The organism is Pseudomonadales bacterium, from assembly GCA_041395945.1.
In the GTDB taxonomy this organism is placed as follows: domain Bacteria; phylum Pseudomonadota; class Gammaproteobacteria; order Pseudomonadales; family Azotimanducaceae; genus SZUA-309.
Genome location: JAWKZN010000001.1, coordinates 1,643,382 through 1,661,443 on the forward strand (window position 1 = coordinate 1,643,382; position 18,062 = coordinate 1,661,443).

Genomic DNA, 18,062 nt, shown 5'->3' on the forward strand with positions numbered 1-18,062 from the left:
GAGTAACTGCCCTATGCTTGCCATGCAGATGACCAGGACGGTCTCACTGCTCGAAGAAGATGAGCCCCTGACACCGGTGGACCTGCCCGTGCCGGAACCGGGCCCCGGTGAACTGCTGCTCAGGGTCAGCGCCTGTGGTGTCTGCCATACCGAACTGGACGAGATCGAAGGGCGCACTCTGCCACCCCGTCTGCCCGTGGTACCCGGTCATGAAGTGGTGGGCAGAATCGAGGCCTTCGGCTCCGGCGACTTCGAGCTGCCTGCCGGCGCCCGGGTCGGGGTGGGCTGGATACATTCCTCCAGTGGTGCCGTCGACGAGAATCTCGATCCGGATTTCCGCGCCACCGGCCGGGATGTGAACGGCGGCTATGCGGAATTCATGACTGTGCCCGCCGGCTACGCCTACCCGATTCCGGACACACTCGACGATGTGCAGGCAGCACCGCTGCTCTGCGCAGGTGCGATCGGCTATCGGGCGCTGCAGCTGTCGGGCCTGCGCGATGGCCAGCGTCTCGGTCTCAGCGGATTCGGCGGTTCGGCGCACATCGTCCTGCAGTTGTGCCGGCACCTTTACCCCCACTCGAAGATTTATGTGTTTGCACGGGATGCCGGATCCCGGGAATTCGCACGCTCTCTCGGCGCCGACTGGGCGGGCAACACCACGGATCGGGTCAGTCCGGGACTGCACGCCATCATCGACACTACCCCCGCCTGGACACCCGTGGTCGAGGCGCTGGCCAATCTGGCACCGGGCGGACGGCTGGTCATCAATGCCATCCGCAAGGAAGACGCTGATCGGTCTGCGCTGACACGGATTTCCTATCATCAGCACCTGTGGATGGAGCGGGAGATCAAGACTGTCGCCAACATCACCCACTACGACATCGCCGAATTTCTGCCGATCGCCGCGGCCATCCCGATCCGCTCCGAAGTGAAGACCTACCCGCTGCTCTCTGCCAATGCGGCGCTGGTGAGCCTGAAACGCGAATCTGTGCGCGGTGCGAAAGTCCTGCTCATCGGATCGCAACCGGATTGATCACTGCCTGCACGGCACCCGCGAAGCGCGGCGCCCCGAGCACGAAGAGAAACTCATATGCGGCATCCGCAGCCAGTGCCCGGGTATCCATGTTTTCCAGGATGTAGACACCGTGCCTGGCCAGCAACTCGACATGCACAGGAAACGCCTGGGCAGGATCCTCGTGGGGTATGGCCTCCACCGCCCAGGTATCCGAACCCACTGCTACCACGCCCAGCCCGGCAAGATAGCGCGCACCTTCCACACCGAGTCCGGGTTCACCGTTCATGAAGGCGGCATTGTCTACACCGACAAGATTCAGCCAGCCGGTGTGAAACAGCACCACATCACCTTTGCGCAGACTGATGCCCTGGGCGCTGGCCGCAGCATCGATGGCTGCCCGGTTGAATGCTGTGCCCGCCGCAACCGGTGACTGTCCCAGATGCCTGGCCATGTCCAGCAGCACACCACGGCTAACGATGGGCGGCAGGGCGTCCACGTTGAGTCGGGTCAGCCCTGTGGTGGTCACGAAGTCCTGGGCGCGCAGACCGTTGTAGTAACGGTGCTCCGTGCCCAGATGGCCCAGCCCGTCGAGCTGGCTGCCGATGCCCATCCAGGTGAAGAGCAGATCGTCGTTGTAGGTCGCCCGATTGCTGCCCAGCATGGTGCCCGTACCATCCGGCGGCTGCAGCACGGTCATCGAGTAGCGGCGCGGTGGATAAGCGGGTGAGTCCGGACCGGTGACCACGCCCAGCGCATAGGTTTTGCCGGTCCGCACCAGACGCGCTGCGTCGACCACAGCCCCGGGAGACAGATTGTTGATCGCACCCAGGGTGTCGTCGGCGCCATAGCGGGACGGATACCAGTCGGCGGCCCAGGTGGCGCTGGCACACAGCAGGGTCAACAGCAGCACTACAGTTCTCATCGAATCCACTCCCCCGTTTAAAGTCACAGCAGTCTAAGGAGACTCTGAACAGGTATCCACGATTCCGCGGATAGGAATGGCGCAAGGCAGCGGCCAGGGCTGAAAAAATGCGGGATCCCGGCCTGTGGTCGAACCACCTGGCAAACAGGGTTGACAGTCCGCTCGACCCTGAACTGACACCTCGATCACACAATCTCCCGAAATCCTTGGTCAGACTCCTTCTCGAGGTCTAACAACGGCAGAGCGTCCGGGGATATCTGATCAGGCGTTCGCTGGGGACAGAGGGAGTTAAGAATGGAAGATCTGTTGATGGTGACAGACAGTCTCGCGCTGTCTGTGTCGATCTGGTCGATCCTGGGCGTTTGCGCCCTCTACTTCGGGCGCGTACCGGCACACCACGCGCTGCTTGCACTGGTGCGGCTCGGTCATAACGCGCTGCGGCTGACGGCCCAGGCCGTGCTCAGTGCCCGCAACAGCCTGGCTCATCGGAATCGGGAGGTGCTGCTCGTCCAGGGTCGGGAAGCCAAAGAGCGACTCATCTCCCGGGAATTCGAACGCATCACCGACACGGTACACCGGGATCTCGCGCGCTACCCGGAAACCCAGCGGATGCTGGCGGAAACCACTGCGCGCATCGATGAGGATCACCTCAACAGCACCGAAGTGCCCCAGGAGGTACCCGGCTGGAGCAAGGCGGTGGAAGCCGTCGCCCGGGTCACGACCAAGGCGGATCCGTCCGTGCAGGTCGTCCTCGAGGCCATCCACAAGTCCCTGGAGAAAGCCGAGGCCCGCTCCCTGTCTGCCTACCGGATCGCCAGCCGGGAACGCCACCGGCTGCTGTCCCGCATGAGGCCCGCCTGGACCGGCCTGCAGCGCACCCTCACCCGCATGGAGCGCGCGGTGGACTCCATTCTCGAGCGTGCCCGCAGTATCGATCGCCACATGGACGAGTACCGGGAGATCGTCAAGGGCACCGATCATGCGGTGCAGGCGCTGTCAACTTCTGCACTCGTACAGTTCGCGGTGGCCTCACTTGTCATCCTCATCGCGGTAGGAGGTGCTGTCATCAACTTCTCGCTGATCGCCCGGCCCATGAGCGAGATGGTTGGCGGCACGAGCTATATCGGCCCTTATCAGAGCGCGGACATCGCCGCGCTGGTGATCATCCTGGTGGAAATTTCCATGGGCCTGTTCCTCATGGAATCGCTGCGGATCACCCGCCTGTTTCCGGTGATCGCGGCACTGCCGGACAGGACCCGCATCATCATGGCGTGCGTCTCACTCACCCTGCTGACCACACTCGCCAGTGTGGAGGCGGGGCTGGCCTATATGCGCGAGGTACTGCTGCAGGACGAACTTGCGACCGCTTCCGCTCTGCGTGGAGGCGAAGCACTGATCATGACCAATGAGGCGCTGTGGATCACCACCGCCGCTCAGATGGGTCTGGGCTTTATTCTGCCCTTCGCCCTCACCTTCGTGGCGATTCCGCTGGAGACCTTCGTGCAGACACTGCGCCATGTGCTGGGCCTGGTCGCCATGGGGATACTGAATCTGTTGGCGCTTGCCCTGCGGGTAACCGGCAATCTCCTGCGTCAGATCGGCGTGCTGTGTCTGCATCTCTACGATCTGATCATCTTCGCGCCGCTGTGGATTGAAGATCGGCTCGGTGCCCGACGGCAGCGCCAGGCGCAGGCCGAAGCCGCACGGGAACCGGCGGCATCCGAAATCACCGGGGCAGACAACTCAGCGAACCCCATCCGGCAGCCCACCATCGAGCCGTCGCCGATGGGACACCGGGCGTTCACCTACGGAGGCAATCCGGCATGAAGTACAGTGCAGCCCTCTTACTCCTGACCTGGCTGATCCTTACCGGCTGTGGCGAACGGCCCAACCATGCCACCGGCGTGTACATGCTGCTGGATACGTCGGGAACCTACACCGAGGAGATCGACAAGGCCCAGCAGATCATCAACTACACCTTGTCCAAGCTGAATCCCGGCGACTCATTCGCGGTGGCGCGAATCGACACTGCCAGTTTCAGTGAGAAGGACATCGTCGCCAAAGTAACCTTCGACGACCGCCCGAGCACGGCCAACGGTCAGAAGCGCCAGTTCCAGGAACATGTGAACCGGTTCGTGCACGAAGTGCACGGCTCACCCTACACGGACATCTCGGGCGGGCTGCTGCAGGCACTCGAATACCTGACAGAAAAATCACCGGGCAGAAAGACCATATTCATATTCTCCGATCTCAAGGAAGATCTGGCAGAAGGCTTCATCAGAGATTTCTCGATGACCTTTACCGACGTGCACGTGGTGGCGATGAATGTCACCAAGCTGCGCTCCGACAATGTCGATCCCCGGGAGTATCTCGACCGGCTGGCCTACTGGCAGAGTCGCATTGAGCAGTCCGGCGGACGCTGGCAGGTGATCAACGATCTGGATCGGCTCGAAAAACTCTTTACGAGCTGATCAGACACGCACGCAGTCCACGAAGAGCCGGCTCTCACCGCCGACCTTTTCTTCGACCAGCCCGTGTATGTCGGTGCCGAAACCGGGGAAGCGTCGGTTGAATACACGCGCGAAGCGCAGATAGTCGACGATTGTTCTGTTGAAACGCTCGCCTGGAATCAGCAGCGGTATCCCCGGCGGATAGGGGGTGAGCAGAACACTGGTGATACGCCCTTCGAGTTCGTCGATGGGCACCCGGTCTATCTCCCGATGGGCCATCTTGGCGAATGCATCTGCCGGCTTCATCACCGGTTCCATCTCCGACATGTACATGTCGGTAGTCAGATGCGCCACATCGTACTCGGTATAGATCGAGTGGATCTCCTCACAGAGGTCACGCAGGCCGGTGAGTTCATACTGGGGATATTTGGCCACGAACAGCGGCAGCACCCGCCACAGGGGCTGGTTGGAATCGTAATCATCCTTGAACTGCTGCAGTTCGGTCACCAGGGTATTCCAGCGTCCCTTGGTGATACCGATCGTAAACATGATGAAGAAGGAGTACAGCCCCGTCTTCTCGACGATGATCCCGTGTTCGGCCAGGTATTTGGTGACGATGGCGGCGGGAATACCGGTCTCTGAGAAGTCACCATCCACATCGAGACCGGGTGTGATCACCGTGGCCTTGATCGGATCCAGCATGTTGAATCCTTCTGCCAGATCACCGAAGCCATGCCAGCGTTCGTTCGCATGCAGCATCCATTCTTCCCGGGATCCCACGCCTTCCTCTGCCAGATGTTCCGGACCCCAGACCTTGAACCACCAGGAATCGCCGAATTCATCATCCACCTTGCGCATCGCGCGCCGGAAGTCCAGCGCCTCCCGGATGGATTCCTCTACCAGTGCCTTGCCACCCGGCGGCTCCATCATGGCCGCGGCCACATCGCAGGACGCAATGATCGAATACTGCGGACTCGTGGACATGTGCATCAGATAGGCTTCGTTGAAGCTGTACCGGTCGAGCTTCCGGGTCTGGGATTCCTGCACCAGGATCTGTGACGCCTGGGACAGACCCGCCAGCAGTTTGTGTGTCGACTGGGTGGCGAACACCATCGACTCTCTGCACAGCTCACGATCGCGCCCGATGGCGTGCATGCCGTGATAGAACTCGTGGAAGGTGGCGTGGGGCAACCAGGCCTCGTCGAACATCAGTGTATCGACCTTGCCATCGAGCAGGGATTTGATTTCATCGACGTTGTAGAGCACCCCATCGTAGGTGCTCTGGGTGATGGTCAGAACCCGCGGCTTACCCTTTAGACCTTTGGCGCAGGGGTTCGCCGCGATCTTCTTCGCGATCGCGGCAGGTTCGAATTCGCTCTTGGGAATCGGTCCGATGATGCCGTAGTGATTGCGGGTCGGCATCAGGAACACGGGCACCGCACCGGTCATGATGATTGAGTGCAATACGCTCTTGTGGCAGTTGCGGTCGACAACCACGATGTCGTCCGGGGCCACCGTCGAATGCCAGACGATCTTGTTCGACGTCGAAGTGCCGTTGGTCACGAAATAGAGATGATCAGCGCCAAAGATGCGCGCAGCATTGCGCTCCGAAGCTGCCACCGGGCCTGTGTGGTCGAGCAGCTGGCCGAGTTCGTCCACCGCATTGCAGACATCGGCACGCAGCATGTTCTCACCGAAGAACTGGTGGAACATCCGCCCGACCGGGCTCTTCAGAAACGCGACACCGCCGGAATGACCGGGACAGTGCCAGGAATAGGAGCCATCCTGTGCGTACTGGGTAAGTGCTTTGAAGAAAGGCGGGGCGAGGCTGTCGAGATACTTCTTCGATTCCCGGATGATCATCCGGGCGACGAATTCCGGGGTGTCTTCGAACATGTGAATGAAACCGTGGAGTTCCCGCAGCACATCGTTGGGAATGTGCCGGGAAGTGCGGGTTTCGCCATGCAGGAAGATCGGGATATCGGCATTACGGAAACGGATCTCTTCAACAAAGGCTCTCAGCTGGGCGACCGGACTGCCTTCTACAGTGTCCGGATCGCTGAATTCCTCATCGTCGATGGAGAGGATGAAGCCCCCTGCCCGGGACTGCTGCTGGGCGAAGCTCGACAGATCCACGTAGCTCGTCACCCCCAGCGTTTCGACGCCAGCCTCCTCGATTGCCGCTGCGAGCGCACGAATCCCCAGACCACTGGCATTCTCCGAGCGGAAGTCTTCGTCGATGATGACAATCGGATACTGAAAACGCATACGGGCTTCCTGAGTCTGCGGGTTGAGGGGCTGCGGAGGTACGGGAACCATCGATGACTCCGCTGGCCGGCAGTATACGCACTTGACCGGCAGGTCCAAGGGCGCGGCTGGGGACTGGCACGCACGCTGACTACGTTGCACCTCTCAGCAAGGTAACCAACATTGCCTTCGAGGTGCGTCCTGCCAGCCCGCGTGCCAGAGCCTCTGAGCTTTCGAGACTTCTTCAGCAGCCTGCTAGAATAGCGACCCTTTGACCAGGACCAAGCAGTGAGCCAGCAGCATCATCGTCTGATCGTTCTCGGATCCGGTCCAGCGGGCTACACGGCCGCTCTCTATGCCGCCCGTGCGAACCTGAAGCCCGCCCTGATCACGGGCATCGAGGTGGGGGGTCAGCTCACCACCACCACCGAAGTCGAGAACTGGCCCGGTGGCCACGCCGACCTGCAGGGACCCGAACTCATGCAGCAGATGGCCGAACACGTGGCACGCTTCGATGCAGTGCTGGTGAACGACCACATCCACACCGCCAGTCTCGGCGTGCAGCCCTTCGAGCTGATCGGCGATGCGGGCACCTATACCTGCGATGCGCTGATCATTGCAACGGGTGCTTCGGCGAAGTATCTGGGCCTGCCCTCGGAGGAGGCATTCAAGGGTCGCGGCGTGAGCGCCTGCGCCACCTGCGACGGCTTCTTTTACCGGAACCAGGAAGTCGCAGTGATCGGTGGCGGCAACACGGCTGTGGAAGAAGCGCTCTATCTCTCCAACATCTGCAGCAAGGTCTATCTGGTGCATCGCCGCGATGAACTGCGTGCCGAAAAAATTCTGCAGGATCGCCTGTTTGCGCGGGACAACATCGAGCCGGTGTGGAACCACAATCTGCTCGAAGTACTCGGCAATGAAAGTGGCGTGACCGGCATCCGCATCGTCGATAAGGCGGGTAACGAACGCAAGATCCCGCTGATGGGTGTATTCATCGCCATCGGACACCACCCGAATACCGACCTCTTCACCGGTCAGCTCGATATGGCAGGCGGTTACATCCGCATCCGCAGCGGTAACGAAGGTGGCGCCACAGCAACCAGTGTGCCGGGTGTGTTCGCCGCAGGCGACGTGGCTGACCACGTTTACCGCCAGGCCATTACCTCGGCGGGTTTCGGCTGCATGGCCGCTCTGGACGCGGAGAAATATTTCGACGCGATGGACTGACGCGGGTCAGGAACGCCGCAGTCTTTTTTTTAGGAACGCCGCAGTCTTTTTTTAGGAACGCCGCAGTCTTTTTTTTAGGAACGCCGCAATCTTTTTTTTAGGAACGCCGCAGGCGCTGAATCAAGCTGGAGGTGTCCCAGCGGCCGCCGCCGTAGCTCTGGACGTCGGCGTAGAACTGGTCCACCAGAGCCGTCAATGGCAGGCGTGCTCCCAGCCCACGCGCCGCGCCGAGCGCGATGGCCAGGTCCTTGCGCATCCAGTCGACCGCGAAGCCGAAATCAAATTCCTGACTGGCCATGGTCCCGGAGCGGTTATCCATCTGCCAGGACTGGGCGGCACCTTTGGAAATGACGTCCACTACCGCTTCGAGATCCAGTCCCGCCTGTTCCGCAAAGTGCAGACCTTCAGAGAGTCCCTGCAGCACCCCGGCGATACAGATCTGATTGACCATCTTCGTCAGCTGGCCGGCTCCCGCATCCCCCATCAGGCGCACGGACTTCGCATAACACTCCAGCACCGGGGCGATACCTTCGAAAATTTCCTGGCGTCCACCCACCATCACGGTGAGCTGACCGTTTTCCGCACCGTTCTGTCCGCCGGACACCGGTGCGTCCAGAAACCCCACACCCTTTTTTTCACAGGCGGCTTCCAGTTCCCGGGCAAGCTCCGCCGATGCGGTGGTGTGATCGACCAGCACGCCCCCTTCGGCCAGACCGGCGAGCACGCCGGTGTCGCCATAGACGACCGAGCGGACATCGTCGTCGTTGCCGACACAGACGAATACGATTTCCGCCTTTTCCGCCGCCTCTGCCGGTGTCGCCGCGGCGGCCACCGGCGCCCAGGAAGCAGAACTCGCATCCACCCAGTTCCGGGCCCGGGCTGCGGTCCGGTTGTATACGGTCACCGGATACTCTTCTTTCGCCAGATGCCCGGCCATGGGATATCCCATGGTTCCCAGACCCACAAACGCACACTTCTGTTTACTGCCCACACCTGATCCTTTTTTTGTTTCCAGTCTGTTTCCGGTCCGTTTCCGGACTGCCACGGGCCAGCCTGCAGGATTTCCCGTGGCGCTCAGACGCTGTCGTAGTCCACCACCAGCGTGGGTGTGACCGCCCTGGATTGACACACCAGCACGAATCCCGCCTCGACTTCCCAGTCTTCGAGCGCGTAATTCTGCGCCATCTCCACCTCACCCTCCACAATCCGCGCGCGACAGGTGGAGCAGACGCCACCACAGCAGGAGTAAGGCAGATCCAGCCCGGCGGCCAGCCCGGCGCTGAGGACGCTGTCCGTGGTGGTGGTGGCGAACGTCCGCCGCCTGCCACCCATCACGATGGTTACGGCGACTTCGCTCCCCTCCTCGACTGCCGTGCTCGCCGGTTGCTCTGCAGCGGCACCCGACAGGGATCTCTGCCCCTGTGCTGTGGTCGTGAAGGACTCCCAGTGAATGCGATCCCCTGCAACGCCATTCGCCTGCAGTACAGATTGCAGGCTGCCATCCTGCACCGAAGGCACACAGACGAAGCACTCATCGAATGCCGGTGCACGGGGATACAGCGTCATGAAATCCTGCAGTCGCGCGGCGTCGATTCGGCCATTGAAACGGCTCTGTGCCTGGGGCTCCCGACTCATGAAGAAATACAGGCTGAGGCGGGCGAGAAACCGGTCCTTGAGTGCGAGCACCTCCTCCCGGCACAGCATGCGCGCCGTATCCCTGTTGCCATAGAGCAGCGTGCAGGTGCAGTCCGGTTCCTGCTCCAGCTTGGCACGCAGCAGAGCAAGTACCGGTGTGATGCCGGACCCCGCCGCCACCATCAGGTAGGCCCTTGGACCCTTTCCCGTAAGCCGACTCTGGAAGCTGCCCGTCGGCGGCATCACTTCGAGCAGGTCGCCGGGTTCCACTACGTCAGACAGATACCGTGACATGGCGCCAGCCGGTTCAGTGCGCACCGCGATCTCCACCGTCTGCCCGACCACCGGGCAAATCAGGGAGTAGGTGCGTCGGACCTCTGCGCCCGCGATCCGGGCGCGCACGACAATGTGCTGGCCCGGCAGACCCTGGTAGAGCGACTGCAGCTCACGGGGCACTGCGATAGTGATGAGGGTTCCGGCGTTACCCGAGGGGCGCTTGCTGCGGACCTGCAATGCATGAAAGGCACGTTCGATCACCATCTTGCGCCGGGGTAGGTACGCTGCAGAAATTGCATTTCCGCGAGCAGGGGTCCCAGCAGTTCCGTATGTTCTCCGCGCTTGCCGAACCAGCGATAGTCAGACTGTCCCGGCCGCTGCAGACGGGCCTCCGCCAGGGCGGCATCGATCAGAGCATCCCAGTCAGCGCGCAGGGCGGCCAGGTCCGGTCCGATACCGGCCGCTGCCATAGCCTGGTCGATGGCATCCGCTGCGAACAGTTCCCGGGTGAACTTCCACAATTTCGTCACCGCTGCAGTGGTACGTGTCTGACTTTCCCGGGTGCCATCGCCCAGACGCACCAGCCAGCCCCGGCTGAAGCGCCAGTGGTAGCGGGCCTCGATCAGCGCATCGGCGGCGATACCAGCGAGTCGTTCGTCGCTGGAGGACTCCAGAGCCTCCAGCAGTACCAGCCGCCAGGCGTCGACCAGCACCTGCCGGACGATTGTGGTCGCGAAGTCGCCGTTGTCCTGTTCCGCGAGATTGATGTGACAGTAAGCCTCCGGTTCCCGCAGAAACGCCAGGGCATCCGCATCCCGTCCCGCCCCCTCGAGTTCGCCGGCATAGGTCAGCAGTGCGCGCGCCTGACCGAGACAGTCCAGGGACAGATTGGCAATCGCCAGTTCTTCTTCCAGGGCCGGGGCATGACCGATCCACTCGGCCAGTCTCTGCCCCAGCAGCAGATGGGTGTCTGCCAGGCGCAGCACATAGGTCTGCCGCTCAGAGGTTGTCGACGTCATCGGGGATTTCATAGAAGGTCGGGTGCCGGTACACCTTGCCCTGAGCGGGCTGGAAGAAGGCGTCAGCGTCTGCAGGGTCGGAGGCCAGAATGTCCCGGGACGCCACCACCCAGATGCTCACCCCTTCCATGCGCCGGGTGTACAGATCCCGGGCATGTTCGAGCGCCATGGCGGGGTCGGTGGCATGGACGCTGCCGACATGCCGGTGATCGAGACCGGACCGGGCACGCACAAAAACTTCATAGAGCGGCCACTGATCACTCACAGCGTTTCACCCGCCGCTTCCGAGCCGCGCCAGGCTGCCCGGGTATCTATCCGTGTATCAGCATGTTTACGCGCATAGGCTGCGGCTGCCTCTCTCACCCAGGCACCGTTTTCATGGGCCGCTCTGCGGGCATCGAGCCGCTCCGTATTGCAGGGGCCATCGCCTGCGAGTACCCGCTGGAACTCTTCCCAGTCGATGGCGCCGTGGCGGTAGTGGCCGGTTGCGGCATCGAATCGCAGTTCCGGATCGGGTACTGCAAGGCCCAGGTAGTCGGCCTGGGGTACGGTGACATCGATGAACTTCTGGCGCAGCTCGTCGTTGCTGAAGCGTTTGATCTTCCAGGCCATCGACTGACTGGAATGGACGGACTCAGCGTCACTGGGCCCGAACATCATCAGGCTCGGCCACCACCAGCGCTCCAGCGCCTGCTGTGCCATGTCGCGCTGGGTCTGACTGCCACGCACCAGGGCGTGCATGATGTCGAAACCCTGACGCTGATGAAAACTCTCCTCCCGACAGATGCGCACCATGGCCCGGGCATAGGGTCCATAGGAGCAGCGGGCCAGGGGGATCTGATTCATGATCGCAGCGCCATCCACCAGCCAGCCGATGGCGCCCACATCCGCCCAGGTCAGCGTCGGGTAATTGAAAATGCTCGAGTATTTCGCAGCGCCGCTGAGCAGCTGATCGATCAGCTCCTCCCGGGATACTCCCAGCGTCTCCGCCGCGCTGTACAGGTAAGCGCCGTGGCCGCCCTCGTCCTGCACTTTGGCAATGAGGATCAGCTTCCGCTCCAGAGTCGGCGCCCGGGTGATCCAGTTGCCTTCGGGCAGCATGCCCACGACCTCGGAGTGGGCATGCTGGGAAATCTGCCGGATCAGCGTCTTCCGATAGGCGGCGGGCATCCAGTCCTGCGGCTCGATCTTCTCTTCCGCATCGATGCGTGCCTGGAAACGGGCTTCGAGTTCTGACCGCTCCTCGGCACTGAGTGCCGCTTCACTTGCGTCGAGCCCCTGGCTGTACATCAGAGGGCTCCCGGCGTATGCCGATCGAGAAAGTCTGCGACCGCCCGCTTTGCGCCAGCCTGGTGCTCGGGCTCCTTCCAGTGTTCGATAAATTCCGCATGCGGTGCGAGTTCGGCAATCGCCCGGGAGACTGACTCCGGGTGATAGAGATCTTTGCCGCACAGCACCAGCAGCGGAGTCTGGGTATTGCGCACAAAATCCCGATCCGCCGTGAAGAGGAATTCTCCGCCATACATCCGGTCGCGAAACGCCAGCCAGGATGCCTCGCTGACTTCCGGATGCCGGGCTTTCAGCTCGTCTGCCCAGCTGTCGAACATGTCATAAAAGGCCTGCCGGTTGTTGTCCAGCCCGATGGTCTGAAACAGGACGGCGGACGCAACCCGCTCCGGAGCTGCCTCGATCAGGCCGAAAATGTAGGAGCCGCCGATACACATACCGGCAGCATGAAAGCGATCCACACCGAGATGATCGAGCAGCGCCAGCTGGTCTCTGGTATAGACGTGCCAGGAGTCCGACGCCGTAACCGGCGCAGTGGAACGTCCGGCGTTGCGCTGGTCCATGGCGATGACCCGATACTGTCCACTGAGATCCTCGATGGGATTCCAGGGGGTGCGTTCCCAGAAGTCCATGGCGGAGCGCATCCCGCCAGGCGCAATCAGCAGCAGCGGAAATCCCTCACCCTGAACCTGATAGTGGATGGCGACCTCACCCTGCTCGAACATCGGCATCACTGACTCCCCTGCATGATGGCACTCCGGATGCTCGCAAGTCGGGCGTCATCCCGCAAGCGCAGGTCCGGGCCTGCAGTCTCCAGGCCCAGATCAGTATAGAGACTGCGCAGATCCGGCATACCCTCGCTGCTCACAAACGCCCGATAAAGCGGGATAAACACCGGGTGCGTGCTGAGGCTGTCGAGCCGGCTGAACAGCTCCTCGCCCCGCCAGATCTGCGCGGAAGGCAGGCAGCAGGCTGCGAGTCGAGCCAGCACACTGTCCAGGGACTCGTGTCCAGCACTCAGTTCGCGCAGCCGGACATCGGCCATCAGTGCCAGGGCGGCTCCGCTCCAGTAGATGAGCATGCGCATATCTCGAAAAGGGCGTTCGTCGATCCTGCTCAGCAATGGCGGATCCGCCACCGCGTCGGCCTGGGTGAAAGCGCGGTGCAGTCTCTGCCAGGCTTCCAGGGGACTGTAGATGCCGCGCCGCGCCAGCAGCACATTCTGGTAGTAACTGGAAAAACCCTCGGATATCCATTTTTCCCGGGAACGCACATAGGGCAGGAGCAGATGGCTGAACTCATGGGTCGCCGTCCAGTCGCCATCGAGATCCGTCAGAGACCGGGACGCATCCACGAAGAACCGCACACTCTCCCCGCCGTCTCGAATCACGTAGCCGAAAGGAACGGCCGAGCGCCCGCCGGACGGGACCGGCTGCACGATCACCTGCGCCCCGGGGGACGGGAATCGACCCCCTACCGAGGCCACATCCGCAATCGAGGTGCCGAGCCAGGACAGCATCCTGTTTCGGTCGAGGCGCTGCTGCGGACCGTCGATCAGCGCAACCCGGATTGCGGCATTGCCTGACCCGATGACCGCCTCCTCAAAGCGGCCAAACACGGCAATGGCCGTACTGCTGCCGGGTGAGTCAGACACGACAAAGCGTCCGTCGCCCAGTGCCTGCCAGGGTACCGAGACCCGTATCCCGGGCGGCAGCACAAAAGTCACCTGTATTCCCCGGGAAGCCGCGCGGGACGGCCGCCACAACCAGGCGGCGGGGGTGGTCACCCGGACGTCGGCGGCAACGGGTGGATTGCGCCGATCCTGCAGTGCCTGCAGCGGGTATTCGTACTCGAGGCAGCGCAGCTCGCCGGCAAGGATACGGTTGCCGGCCAGACGCAGACTGCCGGTATCGCAGCGATCCGTTCCGCGCAGGTATTCACTCCTGCCCTGTTCAGCCTGCAGCTCGCTCACCGCTGCAGCGAATTGCGCCCGCACAAGAACGGACGACAGGTCGTCGGCTACCTGCACTCTATATTCGTGAGGGGTGGCGCTCGCAGAGACCGGCACTGGTCCGATCAGCAGCCACAGCAGTGCCGCTGCGCACCAGCTGCACCTGGGCAGCCAGATCGATCGCTCATCTGTGGCAGGGCGGGTTACCCTGTCGGCTGTGATCACACTGATTTCCTGCACTTTTTTCATGGCACTGGTGGCCTGGTATGCCTACCGCCGCACCCGGGGTCAGACCGGCAGCCGCGATGGCTATTTCCTGGCGGGTCATGGTCTGACAGGTACCTTTATCGCGGGTTCGCTCCTTCTCACCAATCTTTCTGCCGAGCAGCTCATCGGCCTGAATGGTTCGGCCTACGCCTTCAATCTATCGAGCATGGCCTGGGAAGTCACCGCCGCAGTCGCCATCGTGGTGATGGCCATGTTTCTGCTGCCGCGCTATCTGACCGGAGGATTCACCACCCTGCCGGAGTTTCTGGAGTCCCGCTTCGACGCCCGGGTACGGCGCGCCACCGCTCTGCTGTTTCTGCTCGGCTACGCTCTGGTCACCATCCCTGCCGTGCTCTACTCGGGTTCGCTCGCCGTGCTCGCGCTGTTCGACGTATCCGGCCTCCTGCAGCTCGAACGCGACCAGGCACTGCATGTGACCGTGTGGATCATCGGTCTCGTGGGAGCTGCCTACGCAATATTCGGCGGACTCAAGGCAGTCGCCGTTTCAGACACCCTCAATGGCGCAGGGCTGCTGATCATCGGTGTGATCGTGCCGGTGCTCGGACTTGTGCAACTCGGTGGCGGCAGCGCGCTGGAAGGACTCGCCATCCTGACCAGTGAACACACGCACAAACTCAACGCCATCGGTACCGCGACCGATCCTACCCCCTTCGGCACCCTGTTTACCGGCATGATCCTCGCCAACCTCTTCTACTGGGGCACCAACCAGTACGTCATTCAGCGTACGCTGGGCGCGAGCAGTCTCGCCGAGGGTCAGAAAGGCGTGCTGATTTCCGGTTTCTTCAAACTTGCTGTGCCTTTTCTGATGATGTTTCCCGGCATCATCGCCTTTCACCTGTATGGGGGTGGTCTCATCAGCATGGACGACGCCTACCCTACCCTGGTGCGCGACGTGCTGCCCGACTACCTGGGTGGATTCTTCCTCGCCGTGTTACTCGGTGCCGTGCTGAGCTCATTCAATTCGCTGCTCAACAGCGCCTCCACCCTGTTTGCCGTCGACCTCTACCAGCCGCTGCGCCCCGCAGCATCCGATGCAGAACTGATCCGGGTGGCCCGCATCATCGGCACCCTTCTCGCCCTGTTCTCCTTCATCGTAGCGCCGCTGCTGCAGTACGCGCCGGAAGGACTATGGCAGCTCATCCGGCGCTTCACCGGGTTCTACAACATTCCCATCATCGCCATCGTCACCATGGCCGTTCTGGGGGGTCGCGGTACCCACCGGGTGCCCGCCAGCGGCGCACTGGCCGCCATCGGCTTCCACCTGGTGGCCTACGGAATACTGACCTTCGTCTGGGACAGCGGTATCCACTTCATTCACCTCTACGCACTGCTGTTCATCTGCGAGATCGGCATCATGCTGTGGTTTGGCTGGCGTCAGCCGGCGCTGGCGAACTCGCCGCTGCAGCGCGCAGTAATCGACATGACACCCTGGCGCTATGCCCGACCGGTGAGCGGGGTGCTGCTGGCGTCAATGGTGGGGCTGTATCTGGTGTTCTCCCGGCTTGGACTGGCTAGTTGAAGCTTTCGGTGGCCATCAGTTTCCGTATCTGGGCCGGCCCATCGATGATGTCCAGGGAGACCAGCCGCTGCCCGGCATCAAGTAGCGCCAGTGCCGGCAGCGCCCGCACACCGAGCCGCAGACCGAGTTCCTGAGACAGCAGCAGCCGTTCGGGATCAATACCCTGCTCATCCGCATAGCGCTCAAAGGCGGCGAGCGGCATGCCGTCGCCGACCCAGTAGGCACTGACGGCCCCGGTTTCCAGCGCACTCTGATAGGCCGGCAGGACGCTGCGACAGATCGGACAATCTGCAGCTATGAAGAGCAGACTGGTGAAAGATTCAGTCGTTTGACCACCACCCAGACTGACCTTTCCACCGGCGAGTGTCGGCACGGTGATCTCCGGCAGGCGATCCCCGGCATGCAGATGGGGCTGATTGCGGGCCAGTGATGCGGGCGCGGTTCGTTCGTGGAGAATGCCGATCTGCCGCGCCAGCGACAGCACCACAACCGCAAGTCCGATCAAAATCAGAAACTGCAGGCCGGTCGCGACTGCCAGCCAGCTCATGGGCCAGCACCCTCTTCGCGCTCTTTGTTTTCTTTGCTTCCTCTACTGTCTTTGCCCACACCCCCCCCTGCCGGTGCTGCCGGGAACAGATCCGCGTACTGTGACCTGAGCGCGTTCTTCTGCACCTTACCCATGGCGTTGCGCGGCAGCTGCTCCAGATTGATTACCCGCTTCGGCTGTTTGAACCGGGCCAGTCTGCCGGACAGGGCAGCATCCACCGTCGCCAGGGCAACCGGTTCACCGCGAGGCACGACCACAGCCACAACGGCTTCCCCGAAATCAGGATGCGGCACCCCGATCACCGCACTTTCTTCCACTTCGGGCATCTCATCGAGCAGCGTCTCGACTTCCTTGGGATAGACGTTGTAGCCACCGGAGATCACCAGATCCTTGCCACGACCGACAATGCTGACCCGTCCCCGCGCATCCATTGTGGCGAGATCGCCGGTGATAAAAAAACCATCGGCACGGAATTCTTCTGCGGTTTTCTCCGGCAGCTTCCAGTAGCCGCTGAAGACATTCGGACCCTTAACTTCAATGACACCGACCGACCCTGCGGGCAGCACCTCTCCCTCCGGCGATGCGATTCTCAACTGTACTGCAGGCAGTGGAAAGCCGACGGTCCCGGCGACCCTGGCGCCCTGCAGCGGATTGGACGTGTTCATCATGGTCTCGCTCATGCCGTAGCGCTCGAGAATGGTGTGTCCCGTACGCGCCTCCCAGGCTTCAAAGGTCTGTATGGTCAGCGGGGCAGAACCGCTGATGAACAGACGCATGCCGCTGCAGATGTCCGCGGTCAGCCCGGGCGCCGCCAGCAGTCGGGTATAGAATGTCGGCACGCCCATCATCACCGTTGACCGTGGCAGGCTGCTGAGCACCTCCGCCACGTCGAACCCGGACAGGAAGATCATCTTCGAGGCTTTCAGCAGCGCGCAATGCAGCGCAATGAACAGGCCGTGAACGTGGAAGACCGGTAATGCGTGCAGCAACACGTCATCATCGTGCCAGCCCCAGAAATCGATGAGGATGACCGCGTTGGTTGCCAGGTTACCGTGGCTGAGCATGGCCCCCTTGGATCTGCCGGTAGTGCCGGAGGTGTAAAGAATGGCAGCGAGATCCGTCGTGCTTCGCTGCGCTGTGTCCGTCGCGGCGGATGCCGTAGTCTGGGGCAGCGATCCCCGGCCATCAGTGCCCAGAGAACGCACGGTGACGGCATCCGCCACCCGGGCAAACGCCCCCTCATCTGCCGGTCTGCAGACAAACAGTGCCGGCTCCGCATCACGACGGAAATAGGCCACTTCCTCCGGGGTATAGGCGGTGTTGATCGGCACAAAGACCGCGCCGCTGCGCAGACAGGCCAGATACAGAAACACCGCCTCGGGCGACTTCTCCACCTGCACCAGCACCCGGTCACCCGGTTCCACGCCCAGCGTGCGCAGTTTCTCCGAGTACACTCCGGCCTGGGTATCCAGTTCACCGTAGCGGATCTGCCTGCCGCCCGGTACTTCCATCGCGATCCTGGACGGATCGCGCAGGAAGGATTGGCGCAACAGCCAGTAGAAGTTTTCGTTCATAGCCCTCTGTTACCCTTAAGCAGCCTCTGCTCAAACATCCCCGCCTCAGAGACTCTTTAACGCTTGAGCGACAGTGTACACGCGGAACTTCGGTCGCCATAC

16 protein-coding genes are annotated in these 18,062 nt (G+C 62.1%); 5 read left to right on the forward strand and 11 right to left on the reverse strand.

What is annotated here, in order from left to right:
• The first annotated feature begins 13 nt into the window (after window positions 1–13).
• Window positions 14–1,036: an alcohol dehydrogenase catalytic domain-containing protein gene (locus R3E82_07780; GenBank protein MEZ5550770.1), complete on the forward strand. Its 1,023-nt coding sequence runs from the start codon at window positions 14–16 to the stop codon at window positions 1,034–1,036.
• On the opposite strand, the gene R3E82_07785 is transcribed toward R3E82_07780, so the two are convergent.
• Window positions 1,014–1,940 carry a cyclase family protein gene (locus R3E82_07785; GenBank protein MEZ5550771.1) on the reverse strand — a complete coding sequence of 309 codons (927 nt, stop codon included), beginning with the start codon at window positions 1,938–1,940 and terminating at the stop codon, window positions 1,014–1,016. The genes R3E82_07780 and R3E82_07785 overlap by 23 nt on opposite strands.
• Before the next feature lie 294 nt (window positions 1,941–2,234).
• Here R3E82_07785 and R3E82_07790 point away from each other — a divergent pair, with 294 nt between their 5' ends.
• Window positions 2,235–3,767: a hypothetical protein gene (locus R3E82_07790; protein MEZ5550772.1), complete on the forward strand. Its 1,533-nt coding sequence runs from the start codon at window positions 2,235–2,237 to the stop codon at window positions 3,765–3,767.
• Window positions 3,764–4,411 carry a VWA domain-containing protein gene (locus R3E82_07795; protein MEZ5550773.1) on the forward strand — a complete coding sequence of 216 codons (648 nt, stop codon included), beginning with the start codon at window positions 3,764–3,766 and terminating at the stop codon, window positions 4,409–4,411. The genes R3E82_07790 and R3E82_07795 overlap by 4 nt, the downstream gene beginning before the upstream one ends.
• Here the strand turns inward: R3E82_07795 and R3E82_07800 are convergent, their stop codons facing one another.
• On the reverse strand, window positions 4,412–6,709 hold the full coding sequence (locus R3E82_07800) for an arginine/lysine/ornithine decarboxylase (GenBank protein ID MEZ5550774.1): 2,298 nt from the start codon (window positions 6,707–6,709) through the stop codon (window positions 4,412–4,414).
• A 216-nt stretch (window positions 6,710–6,925) separates the two neighbouring features.
• Between R3E82_07800 and trxB the strand changes: the two genes are divergently transcribed.
• Window positions 6,926–7,864, forward strand: coding sequence for a thioredoxin-disulfide reductase (gene trxB / locus R3E82_07805; protein MEZ5550775.1), 939 nt, complete (start codon window positions 6,926–6,928; stop codon window positions 7,862–7,864).
• Window positions 7,865–7,961: 97 nt separating this feature from the next.
• On the opposite strand, the gene R3E82_07810 is transcribed toward trxB, so the two are convergent.
• The 7 genes from R3E82_07810 to R3E82_07840 all read right to left on the reverse strand — a co-directional run bounded on the left by R3E82_07810 (window position 7,962) and on the right by R3E82_07840 (window position 14,110).
• Window positions 7,962–8,855 (reverse strand): NAD(P)-dependent oxidoreductase, encoded by an 894-nt coding sequence (locus tag R3E82_07810; protein ID MEZ5550776.1) that lies wholly within the window; start codon window positions 8,853–8,855, stop codon window positions 7,962–7,964.
• 83 nt (window positions 8,856–8,938) lie between these two features.
• The gene (locus tag R3E82_07815) at window positions 8,939–10,039 is read right to left on the reverse strand and encodes a 2Fe-2S iron-sulfur cluster-binding protein (protein MEZ5550777.1); all 1,101 of its coding nucleotides are present in this window, start codon (window positions 10,037–10,039) and stop codon (window positions 8,939–8,941) included.
• Window positions 10,033–10,794, reverse strand: a complete 762-nt coding sequence (gene paaC, locus R3E82_07820) for a 1,2-phenylacetyl-CoA epoxidase subunit PaaC (GenBank protein ID MEZ5550778.1) — start codon at window positions 10,792–10,794, stop codon at window positions 10,033–10,035. The genes R3E82_07815 and paaC overlap by 7 nt, the downstream gene beginning before the upstream one ends.
• Complete coding sequence (paaB, locus tag R3E82_07825; GenBank protein ID MEZ5550779.1) at window positions 10,775–11,059, reverse strand: 1,2-phenylacetyl-CoA epoxidase subunit PaaB; 285 nt, start codon at window positions 11,057–11,059, stop codon at window positions 10,775–10,777. The genes paaC and paaB overlap by 20 nt, the downstream gene beginning before the upstream one ends.
• Window positions 11,056–12,084, reverse strand: coding sequence for a 1,2-phenylacetyl-CoA epoxidase subunit PaaA (gene paaA / locus R3E82_07830; GenBank protein MEZ5550780.1), 1,029 nt, complete (start codon window positions 12,082–12,084; stop codon window positions 11,056–11,058). Before paaA ends, paaB begins: the two co-directional genes overlap by 4 nt.
• A complete protein-coding gene (locus R3E82_07835; GenBank protein ID MEZ5550781.1) occupies window positions 12,084–12,812 on the reverse strand; it encodes an alpha/beta hydrolase in 729 nt (242 codons plus the stop codon). Before R3E82_07835 ends, paaA begins: the two co-directional genes overlap by 1 nt.
• The gene (locus tag R3E82_07840; protein MEZ5550782.1) at window positions 12,812–14,110 is read right to left on the reverse strand and encodes a hypothetical protein; all 1,299 of its coding nucleotides are present in this window, start codon (window positions 14,108–14,110) and stop codon (window positions 12,812–12,814) included. The genes R3E82_07835 and R3E82_07840 overlap by 1 nt, the downstream gene beginning before the upstream one ends.
• A 16-nt stretch (window positions 14,111–14,126) precedes the next feature.
• Between R3E82_07840 and R3E82_07845 the strand changes: the two genes are divergently transcribed.
• A complete protein-coding gene (locus R3E82_07845) occupies window positions 14,127–15,839 on the forward strand; it encodes a solute:sodium symporter family transporter (protein ID MEZ5550783.1) in 1,713 nt (570 codons plus the stop codon).
• On the opposite strand, the gene R3E82_07850 is transcribed toward R3E82_07845, so the two are convergent.
• Both R3E82_07850 and R3E82_07855 read right to left on the reverse strand, forming a co-directional pair.
• Window positions 15,832–16,386 carry a hypothetical protein gene (locus R3E82_07850; protein ID MEZ5550784.1) on the reverse strand — a complete coding sequence of 185 codons (555 nt, stop codon included), beginning with the start codon at window positions 16,384–16,386 and terminating at the stop codon, window positions 15,832–15,834. The two genes, R3E82_07845 and R3E82_07850, sit on opposite strands and share 8 nt — an antisense overlap.
• Entirely contained in the window at window positions 16,383–17,960 is a 1,578-nt protein-coding gene (locus R3E82_07855) for a malonyl-CoA synthase (GenBank protein MEZ5550785.1), read from the reverse strand. The genes R3E82_07850 and R3E82_07855 overlap by 4 nt, the downstream gene beginning before the upstream one ends.
• Window positions 17,961–18,062: the final 102 nt, after the last annotated feature.